The sequence below is a fragment of the Variovorax terrae genome (assembly GCF_022809125.1).
In the GTDB taxonomy this organism is placed as follows: domain Bacteria; phylum Pseudomonadota; class Gammaproteobacteria; order Burkholderiales; family Burkholderiaceae_C; genus Variovorax_A; species Variovorax_A terrae.
In genome coordinates this window covers 499,695-515,585 of the sequence record NZ_JALGBI010000001.1, presented here as the reverse complement: position 1 = coordinate 515,585, position 15,891 = coordinate 499,695, and the positions used below count along the sequence as shown (strand labels likewise).

The window sequence follows — 15,891 nt, the reverse complement described above, 5'->3', positions numbered from 1 at the left end:
GGGTAGACCTCGCCAGGGTCTGCCGCTCAACGGTCCCTGCATCCCAGAAACACCATCCCTCCGACGCCCGTGACCACCAACCCTCCCGAGACCACGGGGCCATTCCCCGCACCGCAAGGCTCTCCTCCAACCGAAGAGCAGGATTCCACCTTGCTCTCACTGCTGATGATGGCCAGCTTCCATGGCATCGCCGCTGACGCCGCGGCGCTGCGGCACGAGCATGGGCACCAGGATTTTGACTTGCAAACCCTGCTGCTGGCCGCCAAACGCCTGGGGTTGTCGGCCCGGCTGGTACGCCAACCCGCTGAACGACTCGACAAGGCACCTCTGCCCGCCATCGGCCGGGACCGGGCCGGCCGCTGTTTCATCGTCGCGGCCTTCGACCGCGGCGAGGGCACGGCTGCGCGCCTGCTGATCCAACGCCCGGGCGAACCACCGGCAGTGCTCCAACGCGAGGAGTTCCTCGCGTTGTGGAACGGGGAACTCGTCCTGTGCACCAGTCAGGCCAGCTTTGCCGGCGAGACAGCCCGATTCGACTTCACCTGGTTTATTCCGGCGGTCGTCAAATACCGGAGGCTGCTGGGCGAAATCCTGCTCATCTCGCTGGTGCTGCAGGTGATCGGCCTGGTCACACCGATGTTCTTTCAAGTGGTGATGGACAAGGTGCTCGTCAACCACGCGATGAAGACATTGAACGTGGTCGCCGTCGGCCTGGTTTGCGCCATTCTGTTCGAGGCTACGCTGACCGGTATCCGCAGCTGGGTGTTCGCGCACACCAGCAGCAAGATCGACGTTGAGCTGGGCGCCCGGCTGTTCCGCCACCTGCTGGGCCTGCCCCTCGCGTACTTTCAGGCACGGCGCGTGGGCGACTCGGTCGCACGCATCCGGGAACTCGAGAGCATCCGCTCATTCCTCACCGGCAACGCCATGACCCTGGTGCTGGATCTGCTGTTCTCGGTGGTCTTCCTGGGGGTGATGCTTTGGTACAGCACATGGCTCACCCTGGTCGTCGTGCTGTCGATCCCGCTCTACGTGCTCGTGTCCCTGCTGTTCACCCCGGTGATCCGGACCCGCTTGGACGACAAGTTCAACAAGGGCGCGGAGAACCAATCCTTTCTTGTGGAAACGATCGGCGGCATCGACACCGTCAAGGCCATGGCGGTCGAGCCCCGCTGGACCCAGAAATGGGATCAGCAGCTCGCCAGTTACGTCACTGCCGGCCTATCGGTCACCCGGGCATCGACAGTGGCCAGCAGTTGCGTGACGCTGATCAGCAAGCTGGTCACCGCCGCCATCATGTGGCTGGGAGCCACCCTGGTGATCGACAACCAGATGACGGTGGGCGAACTGGTGGCCTTCAACATGCTGGCCGGGCAAGTCTCTTCGCCCATCCTGCGCCTGGCGCAGTTGTGGAACGATTTCCAGCAGGTGGGCATCTCCATGAGCCGCCTGGGCGACATCCTGAATGCGCGCACCGAAGTCCATTCCGCCACGAAAACCCGGTTGCCGCGCCTGGCCGGTTCGATCGAATTCGACCATGTCTCTTTTCGCTACCGGCCCGACGCGCCCGAGGTCATCCGCGGTGTGAGCCTGCGCGTCGTCCCGGGTCAGATCATTGGCATCGTCGGGCGATCCGGCTCCGGCAAGAGCACCTTGACCAAGCTGGTGCAGCGACTGTATGTGCCGGATCGCGGCCGGGTGCTGGTGGATGGACAGGACATTGCCATCGTCGACACGGCCTCGCTGCGCCAACAGATCGGCGTGGTGCTCCAGGAAAACATGCTGTTCAACCGCTCGATCCGCGACAACATCGCCCTGGTCAATCCGGCCCTGCCGATCGAGGCCGTCATCGAAGCGGCCCAACTTGCCGGGGCGCACGACTTCATCTGCGAGTTGCCCGAGGGTTATGACACCGTGGTCGGCGAGCACGGCACCGGCTTGTCCGGCGGACAGCGCCAGCGCATCGCGATCGCGCGGGCGCTGATCACCAACCCGCGCATCCTGATCTTCGACGAGGCCACCAGCGCGCTGGACTACGAATCAGAGAAGGTCATCCAGGACAACATGCGCAGGATCTGCCAGGGCCGCACGGTGCTCATCATCGCGCACCGTCTCTCTGCCGTCCGCGAGGCCGACCAGATCCTGGTGATGGAGCGCGGGCAAGTGGCAGAGTTCGGGCACCATGACGAACTCAAGGCCAAGGCGGGTGGCATCTACGCCCACTTGCATGCATTGCAGCACGGCACGGCCGACGCCCGAAAGGTCGCGGCATGAGCGCCGCCTTCGGCAGGACGGGCACTCGCACCGTAGTGCGTAGCATGGGGGTTCCTCAATGAACACGGTGATTCACCGACTGCGGGCCTGGGCCTCGCTCTGGCGCCGCTATCGCTCGGCATGGGCGCAGGCCTGGGCTCGGCGCGACCAGCTCACCCAGCCGGCGCTGCAGACACACGAAGCAGAATTCCTGCCCGCTGCGTTGGCGCTGCAAACACGGCCTGTGTCACCCGTCGGCCGCTGGGTCGCACGGCTTCTGATCGGCCTGGTCATCGTGGCCCTGTCGTGGTCCTTCTTCGGGCAAGTTGACATCATCGTGAATGCCCAGGGCAAGATCATCCCTTCACAACGCACCAAGACGATTGCTTCCATCGAGGTGGCCAGTGTCCGGGCCCTGTACGTGAGCGAGGGCCAATCGGTCCACGCCGGCGACCTGCTGGTCGAGCTGGACGCGCGCGCCAGCGACAGCGAACATGACAAGGCCGCCGGAGACCACCAGAACGCCCAGCTTCAGGCGGCACGCGCTCGCGCACTGATCAGCGCCCTGACAATCGGAACCGCTCCCCGCCTGGCCGCGTTCCCCGAGGTACCCGCCGAGCGCTGGCAAGACGCCCAGCAACACCTGCTCGACCAATGGCGCGACTACACGGCCAAATCCCGGCGCCTGGACGACGAGATCCGCCGCTATGCCCAGGCCCTGCCGCTGGCCGTCCAACGGGCCGAGGACTACCGCGTCCTGGCTCGGGACCACGACGTGTCACACCACGCATGGACGGAAAAGGAACAGGCCCGCATCGACCTGCAGGGCCAACTGAACGATGCACGCAACCAGAAGGCGGCTCTCACCGCGGAACTGCGCAAGAACGCCCAGGACGCTCTGAGCGAAGCCCAGCGCGTCCTGGCCGAAACCGCACAGGATGCCAGGCGTGCCGCCGTACACAGCGAGCTCTTGAAACTGGTGGCGCCGGTGGATGGAACGGTCCAGCAGTTGACGGTACACACCGTCGGCGGGGTGGTCCCGGCGGCACAGCCGCTGATGCAGATCGTTCCTCGACAGGGCGTGGTCGAAGTCGAGGCCTTCCTGGAGAACAAGGACGTCGGCTTCGTCCAGGAGGGACAGGCCGCCCAGGTGAAGATCGACGCCTTTGCCTACACCAAGTACGGCACGGTGCCTGCGGCAGTGAGCCATGTGTCGCGCGACGCGATCCAGGACGACAAGCGAGGCTGGCTCTACTCCGTCAAGATTGCCCTGAACCGGCTGTCGCTTCCGGTCGATGGGCGCGAGGCTCCGCTGACACCCGGCATGACCACGAGCGTGGAAATCAAGACCGGGACGCGCCGCGTGATCGAGTACGTGCTGTCGCCGCTGGTCGAGCACGGACGGGAGAGCTTGCGTGAACGCTGAACAAAAAAAAGGGAGGCTACGCCCGACAGCGAAAGACTCTGCGCTGGCCTGCGTGCTGGCGGCGGCATGCGCGGGCAACCTGGCAGCCGCGGCGGGAGAACTGCACGGCACCAGCCTGGTGGATCCGTTTCAAGACCCGCTGCATGTGCGCCCCGCCGCTTTGGACACCGGCGTGGCCTTGCCGGGCGACAGCGCGCCCCCCGCGTGCCCGATGGACGACCGCCACGGCACCGATGCGGAGCACCCGTTGACGCTGGATCGCGCCGTGGACCTGGCACTGTGCCGAAGCCCCCAGGTGCGCGCCGCCTGGGCCGCCATCAAGGTCCAGGCGGCGACTCTCGGGGAAGCACGCGCGGCGTATTGGCCGACGCTGAATGCCTCCGTCGCCCGGCAGCACACCCAAACCCGCTACCCGGACTCGCCGGGCGCCAGCACGAGCGCCAGCGGCCACACCGGCTACCTCAGTACAAGCTGGCGACTGCTGGATTTCGGAACCCGTGCCGCCCAGCGCGAGGCAGCCGGTCAATCGCTGGTGGCGGCCCTCGCCTCCCACGATGCGGCATTGCAAAAGACACTCTCCAGTGTGATTGGTGCCTACTTCGATGCGCTCGCGGCCGAGGGCGGCATGCGGGCCCGCGACCAGGCGTCACAACTGGCGCAAAGCACGCTGGAAGCCACACGCCGCCGCGAACAACGAGGTGTCGCCCCCATGAGCGACGCCCTGCAGGCCGGCACGGCCCTGGCCAAGGCGCGTCTGGCGCAGCAGCGCGCTACGGGAGACTACCGCAAGGCGTTATCCGTGCTGACATACGCGATCGGCCTGGCGCCCGCGTCGCTGGCAGCGGCCCCCATTCGCCTGGTTGACAACGAACTGGCCGAGCCGGCGGACGGCAGCGAATTGCAGGCAAGGGAGGCCATGAACGAATTGGCTCAATGGATGGCACAGGCGCAGGCGCGCCACCCGGCCATCGCGGCCGCCCGGGCCCAATTGGCCGCCAGCGAGGCCCGCGTGGCAGCCGCTCGCGCGGAAGGGTTGCCGACCCTTGATTTGACCGGCAATTTCTACCAGAACGGCTACCCGAACCAGGGCCTGCAGCTCAACCGGAGTCAGGTGACGACGGTGGGCGTGGTGTTGTCGATCCCTCTGTTCGAAGGCTTTGCCCGAACCTACAAGATCCGAGGAGCCCAGGCCCAGACGGAACAGAGCGAGGCCCAGTTGGCAGACACGCGCAACCAGGTCCTGATGGAAGTCGTGAAGGCACACGCCGACGCCGTATCCGCTCTGGGCAATCTGGAATCCTCGCAAACACTGATGAATGCAGCCCAGGCGTCCGTCGCCTCATCGCAACGGCGCTATGCCGGCGGCGCGGCCGACATCCTGGAACTGCTGGCCACCCAATCGACCCTGGCCGATGCGCAGCAGGAAAGGGTGCGTTGTCTGGCCGAATGGCGTTCGGCACGGCTGCGGCTGGTCGCCAGCGCCGGGGCGCTGGGCCGTCAGGCCGTGCTAAAGCGCTGACCTCTGGAAAACATCCGACCCGTGATCGCGATCGCTCAGGCGGTGCCCGCAGCGAACTTCGCCAGCCCGATCAGCACCACCACCAGCAGCAGCGCCAGCACGACCGCGATGGCAATCGTCGGCATGACGCCGGCCTGGTCCACGCGCGCATCGGCGTCGGCCCGGCGGCCGCCCAAACCAATGAAGCCCCACAGCACGGCGCGCAGATAGCGCAGGAATTTCGACAACATCTCGGCAACCTCGCAACGGACATCGGTCCTGCCTCCGATTGTGTTGCGCCCGCCCGCGCAAGAACAGAAGCAGTTGCCGCGGCAAAGGCCGTATCAGATCAGCGGCAAACCCGAGCCCGCGCGCACATCGCCGTGGCGAACGAGCGCCGGGCCGGGCGCGGGCTCAGAACGGCGGGTCAACCGGGTCCGCCGGCTCGGCCGCCGGCCGGCTGGGCGCGGGCGCAGCAGTGGCCGGCAGGCCCGGCACCACCTCGCCATCCAGCGCCAGCAGCAGATCGGGCAGCATCTGCGCGAGTTCGGCCGTGCTGATGGCGGCATCGGCGTCGAAGCCGTCCTCGCCCTGCGGGCTGTCCGTGCCCTCGAACACCACGTCCTGGAAGCTGAGCTTCTTGACCTGCAGGCCCTCGGTCAGCACGAACGACAGGCGGTCGCTCCAGGTCAGCGCCAGGCGCGTCGGCAGCTTGCCGCCGGCGATGTGCTGGCGCACCTCCTCGATGTCCAGCGGGTGGTGGGCGTAGCGCACCACGGCCTTGGAATCGTCCGAGGCCTTGAGCTCGCACTCGCGGTCGATGCTGAAGCCCTGCGGCGGCTCCTGCGTGGTGAGCCACTGGGCCATGGCGGTGGCGGGCGCGGTCTGGGTGTTGAGCGCCATCACGCCGAAGCCGTCCAGGCTCTTGACCAGGCCGGTCACCACCTCGTCGGCCTTGGCCTGGCTGGCGGCGTCGATCACCAGGAAGCGCGCCTGCGGGTCCAGCCACACGGTCACGGCGGCCTGCCGCGTGAAGGCCATGGGCATCAGCGACAGCCGCACCTCCTCCTTCAGCTCGCGGATTTCCTTCTTGCCGGGCTTGCGCCCTTCGGCGAGTTCGATGGCCGCGACCTGCTCCTTGACCTTGCGGGTGACTACCGAGCCCGGCACCGTCTTGGCTTCCATCATGAAGCGCAGGATCCACTGGCCGTCCACCGCCTCCACCAGCGCGCCATGCGCCTGGCCGCGCGGCGGCACCCAGCCGGCGGATTTTTCCTGGGTCGGCCCGCAGGGTTCGAAGGCGACGGGCGCCAGGCTGTCGCTCACTTGCTCCAGGGTGGCGCCCCAGTCGGAGGCGATGCGGTACACGATCACGTTCTTGAACACAGATGTCCTTTTTCACTGAAACCGTCGGCGCCACGGCGCGGCGCGACAAAAGCTGGGCATTGTCGCCGCATCGCGGCCGCGACCCGGGCGGCCGGGCCTTCCGGTCGGGAATTGCCCGGCCCGACAGCCGCGCCGGTAGAATCCATGCCATTCCCACAGCCTCTGGATCTACACCATGAAACGCTGCACGAGCTCGCGATCTGCTCCATTTTTGATAGCAGGCGCGGTCCTGCTGACCTGGACCTTCGCCACTTTTCCCTCTGAATCTGTTGCCCAGGACACGGTGCGCTCGTTTCCGGTGGCCGCGAAGCGCGGCGTGCTCGAAGTCACCGCGCCGCCCAGCGTCAAGCTCAACGGCCAGGCCGACCAGCTCTCGCCCGGCGCCCGCATCCGCAGCCCCCAGAACATGGTGGTGATGTCGGCCACGCTGATCGGCCAGGAGCTGCTGGTCAACTACGTGCGCGACGCCAGCGGCATGATCCGCGAGGCCTGGATCCTCACCCCCACGGAAGCCCGCGAGAAGCGGGACGGCGCGCCGACCGGCCGCAACTTCGTCTTCAGTTCCGAGGTGGACCCCACGCCCCGGGACGACGGCAAGACGCCGTTCAACCAGTTGCCCCGCTACGGGCAGTAAACGGCGCTTTTCTTCATTTTTCTTCATGAAACCTGGCTCATGTCCAGGTGCAGCGGTCATTTTCCGCTATTGATTTCATAGCATTTCGAGCAAGAGGTCCCCCATGGCCAAAAAAGTTTTCATCAAGACCTTCGGCTGCCAGATGAACGAGTACGACTCGGACAAGATGGCCGACGTCCTCAACGCCGCCCAGGGCTACGAGCCCACGCAGGACGTGGACGAGGCCGACCTGATCCTGTTCAACACCTGCTCGGTGCGCGAGAAGGCGCAGGAGAAGGTGTTCTCCGACCTCGGCCGCATCAAGCACCTGAAGGCCAAGGGCGTGCAGATCGGTGTCGGCGGCTGCGTGGCCAGCCAGGAGGGCGCGGCCATCATCGCGCGCGCGCCCTATGTGGACGTGGTGTTCGGCCCGCAGACGCTGCACCGCCTGCCCGAGCTGCTCGCCGCGCGCCAGCGCCAGGACCGCCCGCAGGTGGACATCAGCTTCCCCGAGATCGAGAAGTTCGACCACCTGCCGCCCGCCCGCGTGGAAGGCGCCTCGGCCTTCGTGAGCATCATGGAAGGCTGCTCCAAGTACTGCAGCTACTGCGTCGTGCCCTACACGCGCGGCGAGGAGGTCTCACGCCCGTTCGACGACGTGCTGGTGGAAGTGGCTGGCCTGGCCGACCAGGGCGTGAAGGAAGTGACGCTGCTGGGCCAGAACGTCAACGCCTACCGTGGCCCGATGGGTGACACGGCCGACATCGCCGACTTCGCGCTCCTGATCGAGTACGTCGCCGAGATCCCCGGCATCGAGCGCATCCGCTACACCACCAGCCACCCGAACGAGTTCACGCAGCGCCTGATCGACGTCTACGCCAGGGTGCCCAAGCTGGTCAGCCACCTGCACCTGCCGGTGCAGCACGGCAGCGACCGCATCCTGATGGCCATGAAGCGCGGCTACACCGCCATGGAATACAAGAGCACGGTACGCAAGCTGCGCGCCATCCGGCCCGGCCTGGCCATGAGCAGCGACTTCATCGTCGGCTTCCCCGGCGAGACCGAGGACGATTTCCAGAAGATGATGAAGCTCATCACCGACGTGGGCTACGACACCTCGTTCAGCTTCATCTTCAGCCCGCGGCCCGGCACGCCGGCCGCGGCGCTGCAGGACGACACGCCGCACGAGGTCAAGCTCAGACGCCTGCAGCACCTGCAGGCCACGCTGGACGAGAGCGTGCGCGCCATCAGCGCCAGCCGCCAGGACACGGTGCAGCGCGTGCTGGTGGAAGGCCCCTCGCGCAAGGACCCGGCCGTCTTCACCGGCCGCACCGAATGCAACCGCCTCGTCATGTTCCCGGGCCAGCCGCGGCTGACCGGGCAGATGGTGGACGTGCACATCACCGAGGCCACGCAGCGCTGGCTGCGCGGCGAGGTGGTGCAGCGCGAAACGGCGCTCGCGCCATGAACCCGCTGCCTCGCCGCCACGCGGCCGGCGCCTCCCGGGCATGCGGGGCCTGAGCCAGCGCCTCGGCTCGTTCCGGCAGCTGCTGCTGGTCGCCTTCCTGCTGATCGCGGCGCTGCTGGGCGGCACGGCGCTGCGCGCCGTGGTCATGCTCGACAGCCTGATGGCGCAGAACAGCGAGGGCGCCGCCCGCGCGCTGCAGCTGAGCGCGGCCGCGCAATCGCTGGCCGAGCGCAGCACGGCCATGGAGCGGGCCGCGCGCCAGTCGCTGATCCTCAGCGACGCGCTGCTGCGCCAGCGCTTCGACGAGGAGGCCCGCAACGCGCGCGGCGTGCTGGACCAGTTGGTGGCCAACGACCTGCCGGCGGCCCAGACGCTGCGCTGGCGCGCCCAGCTCGCCGCCATCGGCGACCTGATGAATGGCCCGCCCGACACCGCGCTCGAGCGCGAACGTGCGATGGCCCAGGAGTTCCGCGAGCTCGACGCGCTCAGCGCCCGCATCGCCCAGCAGGTGCAGGGCATCATCGAGAACCAGAACAAGGCGCTGCTGGCCCGGCTCGACGCCAGCCGCGACCGGCTGACGCAGCAGGTGATGGTGTCGATCGCCCTGTCGGTGGTGCTGGCCGTGGGCCTGGGCCTGTGGCTGGCGCGGCCGTTCGGGCGGCTGGAGAAAGCCATCGTCGGCCTGGGCGAGAACCGCCTGCAGGAGCCGATCGACATCAAGGGCCCGTCGGACGTGCGCGGCGTGAGCCAGCAGCTCGAATGGCTGCGCCTGCGCCTGACCGAGCTCGACGCCGACAAGTCGCGCTTCCTGCGCCACATCTCGCACGAGCTCAAGACCCCGCTGGCCGCCCTGCGCGAAGGCGTGGCCCTGCTGGAAGACGGCGTGACCGGCGAGCTCAACGACAGCCAGCGCGAGGTCGCCCGCATCCTGCAGCAGAACACCCGGGCGCTGCAGAACCAGATCGAGGCGCTGCTGCGCTTCAACGCCGCCGCGTTCGACGCGCGCCAGCTGCGCCGCCAGCCGACCGACCTGCTGGCGCTGCTCGAGGAGCAGGTCGACACCCAGCGGCTGCAATGGCAGGCCCATGGCCTCACGGTGCAGGTCGAAGGCGCGCCGCTGGTGCTGCCCGTGGACCGCGAAAAAATCGGCATGGCGGTGGCCAACCTGCTGTCCAACGCGATCCGCTTCTCGCCGCACGGCGGCACCGTGCGGCTGGCGCTCGCGGCCCTGCCGGGCCGGGCCCGGCTCGACATCAGCGACCAGGGCGCCGGCGTGGCCGAGGCCGACCGCGGGCGCATCTTCGAGCCGTTCTACCGCGGCGAACGCCAGCCCCCCGATGCCGTGCGCGGCAGCGGCATCGGCCTGTCCATCGTGCAGGAGTACATTGCGGCTCATGGCGGGCGCATCACGCTGCTGCCCGGCGAGGCCGGCGCCCATTTCCGGATCGAACTGCCCCATGCTTCGTAGAACCTCCCCTTCTTCTCTCGCGCGCGCCGCCAGCCTGGCCGCCGCCCTGCTGCTGGCCGGCTGCGCCGCCACGCCCTTGGCGGTGCCCCCCGCGCCCGCGGCACCGCCGCCGAGCCTGGAGCCGCGCGCGCCGGCCCCGGCGCCCTCCGCCCCGGCCGCCGCCGCAGCGCCGGTCACGCTCGCGCTCGCGTATGCCGATCACCTGCGCGCCTCGACGCCGGCCGAGGTGGCCGCCGAGATCGCGCGGCTGGGCGAGCCCGGCGAGGCCGCGCAGCGCCAGCTCCAGCTCGCCCTGGCGCTGGCCCAGTCGCATGACCTGGCGCGGGCCCAGGCCTTGCTGCAGAAGCTGCTGGCGCAGGCCGACCCCGAGAGCCAGGCGCTGCAGCCGCTGGCGCGGCTGCTGGCCGCCCAGTACGCGGAGCAGCGCCGCGTGGAAGACCAGCTCGAGCGCCAGAACCAGCAGCTGCGCGACAGCCAGCGCCGCATCGACCAGCTCAACGAGCGGCTGGAAGCGGTGCGGGCCATCGAGCGCAGCCTGCCCTCGCGCCCCGCCGCGCGCGGCACCGCCCCCTGAGCACGCCATGGCCGACACCGCACGCCCCAGCCCCGCCAGCCCGCCGCGCCTGCTGGTGGTGGACGACGACGCCGACATGCTGCGCCTGCTGTCGATGCGCCTCACCGCGGCGGGCTACCACGTCAGCGCCGTCGGCTCGGCCGAGGCGGCGCTGGCCCAGCTCGCCATCGAGCGGCCGCAGCTGGTGCTCAGCGACGTGCGCCTGCCCGGGCGCGACGGGCTGGCGCTGTTCGACGAGATCCGTACGCGCCATCCCTCACTGCCGGTGATCCTGCTCACGGCCCACGGCACCATCCCCGACGCCGTCGAGGCCACGGCGCGCGGCGTGTTCACCTACCTCACCAAGCCCTACGACGGCAAGGAGCTACTCGACAAGATCGCGCAGGCGCTGGCCCTGAGCGCGCCGCCCGCCCCCGCTGGCCCGACCGACGAGCGCTGGCGCGCCGGGCTCATCAGCCGCTCCAGCCGCATGGCCGAGCTGCTGGCCGAGGCGCGCATGATCGCCCGCTCCGACGCCAGCGTGCTGCTGCGCGGCGACAGCGGCACCGGCAAGGAAATGCTGGCGCGCACCATCCACGGCGCCAGCCCGCGCGCGGCGCGGCCCTTCATCGCCGTCAACTGCGGCGCGATTCCCGAGGCCCTGCTGGAGTCCGAGCTGTTCGGCCACATGAAGGGCGCCTTCACCGACGCGGTGGCCAACCACAAGGGCCTGTTCCAGGCGGCCGACGGCGGCACGCTGCTGCTGGACGAAATCGGCGACATGCCGCCGGCGCTGCAGGTCAAGCTGCTGCGCGTGCTGCAGGAGCACGCGGTGCGGCCGCTGGGCTCGAGCCAGTCGGTGCCGGTGGACGTGCGCATCCTCTCAGCCACCCACCGCGACCTCGACGCGGCCATGGCCGCCGGCCAGTTCCGCGAAGACCTGTACTACCGCCTCAACGTGGTCACCCTCACGCTGCCGCCGCTGGCCGAGCGGCGCGAGGACATCGCGCTGCTGGCCAACCACTTCCTGCACAAGCTGGCGGGCAAGTACGGCCGGCGCCTGAGCGGCTTCGCGCCCGAGGCGCTGAAGGCGCTGACCACCGCCGCCTGGCCCGGCAACGTGCGCCAGCTCTACAACGTGGTGGAGCAGGTGTGCGCGCTGTCCACCACGCCGCTGGTGCCGCTGGCCCTGGTGCAGCGCGCGCTGCGCGTGCCCTCGATCGAGGTGCTGACCTACGCCGAGGCCAAGCAGCGCTTCGAGCGCGACTACCTCGTGGGCCTGCTCAAGCTGACCGACGGCAACGTGGCCGACGCCGCGCGGCTGGCCGACCGCAACCGCACCGAGTTCTACCGCCTGCTGCAAAAGCACGAGCTCACGCCCGGCCACTTCAAGGCCGACCCTGTCGCCGAGGGGCGACACGACTAAGCGCTTGAAAACATTCGGTTTTTTTGTTCGCCCCGGGTGACTTGTCGCCCCTGGGCGACAAAAACAGGGGTTGGGCGGCCCCGGCGGCGGCCGACACAGGTGCTTACGAGAGAGATGCGCTGCAAGTCGTTGATCTGAATTGATTTTTTCACGCTGGCACAGGGTTTGCCCTAGCCAGTGGCATGACGCCTGTTTTCTCCCTGCGCGCCTGGCGGCCCCGCCTGCCGCACCCGGCCTGGCTGGCCCTCGGGGTCCTGCTGCTGGCCAGCCCGCTGGTGCGGGCGCAAGCCTTCGATTTCGAGACGCTGACCCGGCTGGCGCGTGAGCGCGCGCAGGCGGCCTATCGGGGTGGCGGCGACAAGCTGCCCAGCGAGCTGGCGCGCCTTGACTACGACCAGTACCGCGACATCCGCTTCCGGCCCGCGCAGGCCCTGTGGCGCGACGCGGGGCTGCCGTTCGAGACCCAGTTCTTCCATCTCGGCCGCACCCAGGCCGAGCCGGTGCGCGTCAACGAGATCACGCCGCAGGGCGTGCAGCACATCCGCTACGACCGCCGGGCCTTCGACTACGGCAAGAACCGGCTCGAGCCGCAGGCCTGGGGCGACCTCGGCTTCGCCGGCCTGCGTGTGCACTACCCGCTGAACTCGCCCGACTACAAGGACGAGCTGATCGTGTTCCTCGGCGCCAGCTATTTCCGCGCCCTGGGCGCCGGCCAGCAGTACGGCCTGTCGGCGCGCGGCCTGGCGATCGACACCGCGGGCGGCAGCGGCGAGGAGTTTCCGCGCTTCACCGAGTTCTGGCTGGAGCGGCCCGCGCCCGGCGCCCGGCAGCTCACGCTCTACGCCCTGCTCGACTCGCCGCGCGCCAGCGGCGCCTACCGCTTCGACATCGTCCCTGGCCCGCAGAGCACGGTGACGGTGCGCGCCCGCGTGTTCCTGCGCGCCGGCGCGGGCCGGCCCGTCGCCACGCTGGGCCTGGCGCCGCTGACCAGCATGTTCCTGTCGGGCGAGAACCAGCCGCGCCCCGGTGATTTCCGCCCCGAGGTGCACGACTCCGACGGCCTGATGGTGGCCACCGGCGACGGCGAGTGGCTGTGGCGGCCGCTGCAGAACCCCCGAAAGCCGCTGGTGACCTCGTTCGCGATGAACCGCCTGGCGGGCTTCGGCCTGATGCAGCGCGACCGCGCCTTCGCCAGCTACGAGGACGTGGAGGCGCGCTACGAACGGCGCCCCAGCGCCTGGGTGCGCCCGCTGGGCGACTGGGGCCCGGGCCGGGTCGAGCTGGTGCAGCTGCCCACGCCCGATGAGACGCACGACAACATCGTCGCCTACTGGGTGCCGGCGCAATGGCCCGCGCCGGGCGCGCCGCTGGAGTTCGCCTACGAGCTGGGCTGGCAGGGCGATGCGCAGCAGCGCCCGCCCGCCGGCTGGGTGACGCAGTCGCGCCGCGGCATCGGCTACAGCCCGCTGAGCGCCGACGAACTCAAAACCCAGGTGCAGTACGTGGTCGATTTCACCGGCCCGGCGCTCGACGCGCTGGCGCCCGAAGCCCCGGTGCAGGCCGTCGCCACCAGCGATGCCGGCGGCCGCATCGTGGAACAGCACCTCTACCGCAACCCCGCCACCGGCGCCTGGCGCCTGACCCTGCGCGTGCAACGCAACACCCCGGCGCAGCCGATCGAGCTGCGCGCCTTTCTTCAACACCACAACGAGGCAGTGAGCGAAACATGGAGCAACATCCTTCTTCCCGACTAGGTTCGCCGCGGGCACCGTCGTTCCCGCCCCACCCGGCCCCCGACGGCGGCGCGGCCCCGGCCGTGGTGGCGCGCCGCGGCGCGGCCTACCCGGTGCCGCAGGTACCGCGGCGCAGCAGCGTGCGCGAGGAGCGCCATCCCAACTCGGCCACGGCGCCGCCGCTCAACCGCGGCTCGATGGCGCCGCGCCCCTGGCGCGGCTTCTGGAGCAGCCTGGGCGCGGGCGCACTCTCGCTGATGCGCCCGCGGCCGGCCGCGCGGGCCGCCGCCCCCGAGGCCTGGCAGCAGGCCGCGCAGCGGCGCCGGCTGGTCTTTGCGCTGCTGACGCTGGTCAGCACGATGATGGCCACCACGCTGTTCGCCAATGCGCAGCCCGACTACGACAGCGCCTGGCTCGAGTACGGCCAGGTCGTGCTGTTCGCGGTGCTCTCCACCTGGGTGGTGACGGGCTTCGTGACCGCGCTGATGGGCTTTTACGTCACGCTGCGCGGCGACCGCCACGCGCTCTCGGCCCGGGCCGTGCGCCACCATCCGGTGAACCCGCAGGCGCGCACCGCCATCGTCATGCCGATCTGCAACGAGGACGTGGCCACCGTGTTCGCGGGCCTGCGCGCCACCTGCGAATCGGTGGCGGCCACCGGCCATGCCGGTGTGTTCGACGTGTTCGTGCTGTCGGACAGCGCCGACCCGAAGACCGCCGCGGCCGAGCGCGCGGCCTGGGAAGACCTGCGCGCCGCGCTGGCTGCTCACCCCGAGCAGCCGCAGATCGAGGTCTACTACCGCCTGCGCGCGCGCCGCACGCACCGCAAAGCCGGCAACGTGGCCGACTTCTGCCGCCGCTGGGGCCGGGACTACCGCTACATGGTGGTGCTGGACGCCGACAGCGTGATGAGCGGCGAGTGCATCGTGTCCATGGTCAAGCTGATGGAAGCGAACCCGAAGGCCGGCATCATCCAGACCGCGACCCAGGCCATCGGCCACGTCACGCTGCACGCGCGCGCGCAGCAGTTCGCTTCGCGCGTCACCGGCCGGCTGTTCACGCTGGGCATGCAGTTCTGGCAGCTCGGCGAATCGCACTACTGGGGCCACAACGCGATCATCCGCGTCGCGCCGTTCATGCAGCACTGCGCGCTGGCCCCGATCCGCGGCCGCGGCGGCCTGGCCGGCGGCATCCTGTCGCACGACTTCGTCGAGGCCGCGCTGATGCGCCGCGCCGGCTACCACGTCTGGCTGGTGTCGGACCTGGTGGGCAGCTACGAGCAGCAGCCGCCCGACCTGCTGGCCGAGCTGCAGCGCGACCGCCGCTGGTGCCAGGGCAACCTGCAGAACTCGCGCCTGATCGCCGAGCCGGGCATCCACCGCGTGCACCGCGCGATGTTCGCCATCGGCGCCATGTCCTACCTGTCGGCCCCGCTGTGGCTGGCCTTCCTGACGCTGGGCACGGCGCTGTGGATGTCGGGTGCGCGCATCCTGCCCGAGTGGCAGGCCGTGCCCACCGAGCTGCGCGAGCTCTGGGCCTGGACGCTGTGCATGCTGTTCCTGCCGCGCGTGCTGGGCCTGCTGGCGGTGCTGCTGCGTGGCCAGCAGAAGTCCTACGGCGGCACGGCCGGCCTGCTGCGCAGCGCCGCGGTGGAGACCGGGCTGGCGCTGCTGCAGGCGCCGATCCGCATGCTCGCGCATTCGCTGTTCGTGCTGGTGGCGCTGACCGGCCTGAAGCTCGACTGGAAATCGCCGCCGCGCGAAGCCGCTGCCGTGTCCTGGCGCGACGCCGCCGCCCGCCTGGCGCCGATGACAGCGGTGATTGCACTGCTGGGCCTGGGCATCGCGGCGATCGACGCGGGCGCGCTGGTCTGGCTCACGCCGGTGGCGCTGCCGCTGCTGCTGGCCGTGCCGCTGGCCGTGCTGACCAGCCAGGTCGGGCTCGGCACGCGGCTGCGCGCGCGCGGCGTGCTGCTGATTCCCGAGGAGTCATGGTCGCCGGCCGTGCTGCGCCGCGCCTGGCGGCACGCGGCCGAGTTCGCGCGTGCCTGAAGCGCCGGATTGCTAT

12 protein-coding genes are annotated in these 15,891 nt (G+C 69.7%); 10 read left to right on the top strand and 2 right to left on the bottom strand.

Features of this window, described 5'->3' with window-relative positions; all coding sequences use genetic code 11:
- Nucleotides 1-69: 69 nt before the first annotated feature.
- From MMF98_RS02315 to MMF98_RS02305, 3 genes are read left to right on the top strand one after another with little or no spacing between them, the layout of a single operon-like run.
- Entirely contained in the window at nt 70-2,274 is a 2,205-nt protein-coding gene (locus MMF98_RS02315) for a type I secretion system permease/ATPase (RefSeq protein ID WP_341481284.1), read from the top strand.
- A gap of 58 nt (nt 2,275-2,332) precedes the next feature.
- On the top strand, nt 2,333-3,679 hold the full coding sequence (locus tag MMF98_RS02310; protein WP_243303928.1) for an HlyD family type I secretion periplasmic adaptor subunit: 1,347 nt from the start codon (nt 2,333-2,335) through the stop codon (nt 3,677-3,679).
- Nucleotides 3,669-5,198, top strand: coding sequence for a TolC family protein (locus MMF98_RS02305; protein WP_243303926.1), 1,530 nt, complete (start codon nt 3,669-3,671; stop codon nt 5,196-5,198). Before MMF98_RS02310 ends, MMF98_RS02305 begins: the two co-directional genes overlap by 11 nt.
- A gap of 35 nt (nt 5,199-5,233) precedes the next feature.
- Here the strand turns inward: MMF98_RS02305 and MMF98_RS02300 are convergent, their stop codons facing one another.
- Together MMF98_RS02300 and MMF98_RS02295 are read right to left on the bottom strand one after the other, a co-directional pair.
- Nucleotides 5,234-5,428: a DUF2970 domain-containing protein gene (locus MMF98_RS02300; protein ID WP_243303924.1), complete on the bottom strand. Its 195-nt coding sequence runs from the start codon at nt 5,426-5,428 to the stop codon at nt 5,234-5,236.
- A gap of 163 nt (nt 5,429-5,591) precedes the next feature.
- Nucleotides 5,592-6,563, bottom strand: coding sequence for a recombination-associated protein RdgC (locus MMF98_RS02295; protein WP_243303921.1), 972 nt, complete (start codon nt 6,561-6,563; stop codon nt 5,592-5,594).
- A 175-nt stretch (nt 6,564-6,738) separates the two neighbouring features.
- On the opposite strand from MMF98_RS02295, the gene MMF98_RS02290 reads away from it, so the two are divergent.
- From MMF98_RS02290 to mdoH, 7 genes are all read left to right on the top strand, one after another.
- Nucleotides 6,739-7,197 (top strand): hypothetical protein, encoded by a 459-nt coding sequence (locus MMF98_RS02290; RefSeq protein WP_243303919.1) that lies wholly within the window; start codon nt 6,739-6,741, stop codon nt 7,195-7,197.
- Between the two features lie 103 nt (nt 7,198-7,300).
- The gene (miaB, locus tag MMF98_RS02285) at nt 7,301-8,644 is read left to right on the top strand and encodes a tRNA (N6-isopentenyl adenosine(37)-C2)-methylthiotransferase MiaB (RefSeq protein ID WP_243303917.1); all 1,344 of its coding nucleotides are present in this window, start codon (nt 7,301-7,303) and stop codon (nt 8,642-8,644) included.
- Nucleotides 8,645-8,684: 40 nt separating this feature from the next.
- A complete protein-coding gene (locus MMF98_RS02280; RefSeq protein ID WP_243303915.1) occupies nt 8,685-10,112 on the top strand; it encodes a sensor histidine kinase in 1,428 nt (475 codons plus the stop codon).
- A complete protein-coding gene (locus MMF98_RS02275; protein ID WP_243303913.1) occupies nt 10,102-10,686 on the top strand; it encodes a hypothetical protein in 585 nt (194 codons plus the stop codon). Before MMF98_RS02280 ends, MMF98_RS02275 begins: the two co-directional genes overlap by 11 nt.
- 7 nt (nt 10,687-10,693) lie before the next feature.
- Nucleotides 10,694-12,091 (top strand): sigma 54-interacting transcriptional regulator, encoded by a 1,398-nt coding sequence (locus MMF98_RS02270; RefSeq protein ID WP_243303912.1) that lies wholly within the window; start codon nt 10,694-10,696, stop codon nt 12,089-12,091.
- Nucleotides 12,092-12,273: 182 nt separating this feature from the next.
- Nucleotides 12,274-13,845 (top strand): glucan biosynthesis protein G, encoded by a 1,572-nt coding sequence (locus tag MMF98_RS02265; protein WP_243303909.1) that lies wholly within the window; start codon nt 12,274-12,276, stop codon nt 13,843-13,845.
- Complete coding sequence (mdoH, locus tag MMF98_RS02260; protein WP_243303908.1) at nt 13,818-15,875, top strand: glucans biosynthesis glucosyltransferase MdoH; 2,058 nt, start codon at nt 13,818-13,820, stop codon at nt 15,873-15,875. Before MMF98_RS02265 ends, mdoH begins: the two co-directional genes overlap by 28 nt.
- Nucleotides 15,876-15,891 lie beyond the last annotated feature (16 nt).

What these genes read in the sequence shown, in the direction of transcription:
- MMF98_RS02300 (WP_243303924.1), bottom strand. Translation starts at nt 5,428, where the DNA reads ATGTTGTCGAAATTCCTGCGCTATCTGCGCGCCGTGCTGTGGGGCTTC.
- MMF98_RS02265 (WP_243303909.1), top strand. Translation starts at nt 12,274, where the DNA reads ATGACGCCTGTTTTCTCCCTGCGCGCCTGGCGGCCCCGCCTGCCGCAC.
- MMF98_RS02280 (WP_243303915.1), top strand. Translation starts at nt 8,685, where the DNA reads ATGCGGGGCCTGAGCCAGCGCCTCGGCTCGTTCCGGCAGCTGCTGCTG.
- MMF98_RS02290 (WP_243303919.1), top strand. Translation starts at nt 6,739, where the DNA reads ATGAAACGCTGCACGAGCTCGCGATCTGCTCCATTTTTGATAGCAGGC.
- MMF98_RS02275 (WP_243303913.1), top strand. Translation starts at nt 10,102, where the DNA reads ATGCTTCGTAGAACCTCCCCTTCTTCTCTCGCGCGCGCCGCCAGCCTG.
- MMF98_RS02310 (WP_243303928.1), top strand. Translation starts at nt 2,333, where the DNA reads ATGAACACGGTGATTCACCGACTGCGGGCCTGGGCCTCGCTCTGGCGC.
- MMF98_RS02270 (WP_243303912.1), top strand. Translation starts at nt 10,694, where the DNA reads ATGGCCGACACCGCACGCCCCAGCCCCGCCAGCCCGCCGCGCCTGCTG.
- mdoH (WP_243303908.1), top strand. Translation starts at nt 13,818, where the DNA reads ATGGAGCAACATCCTTCTTCCCGACTAGGTTCGCCGCGGGCACCGTCG.
- miaB (WP_243303917.1), top strand. Translation starts at nt 7,301, where the DNA reads ATGGCCAAAAAAGTTTTCATCAAGACCTTCGGCTGCCAGATGAACGAG.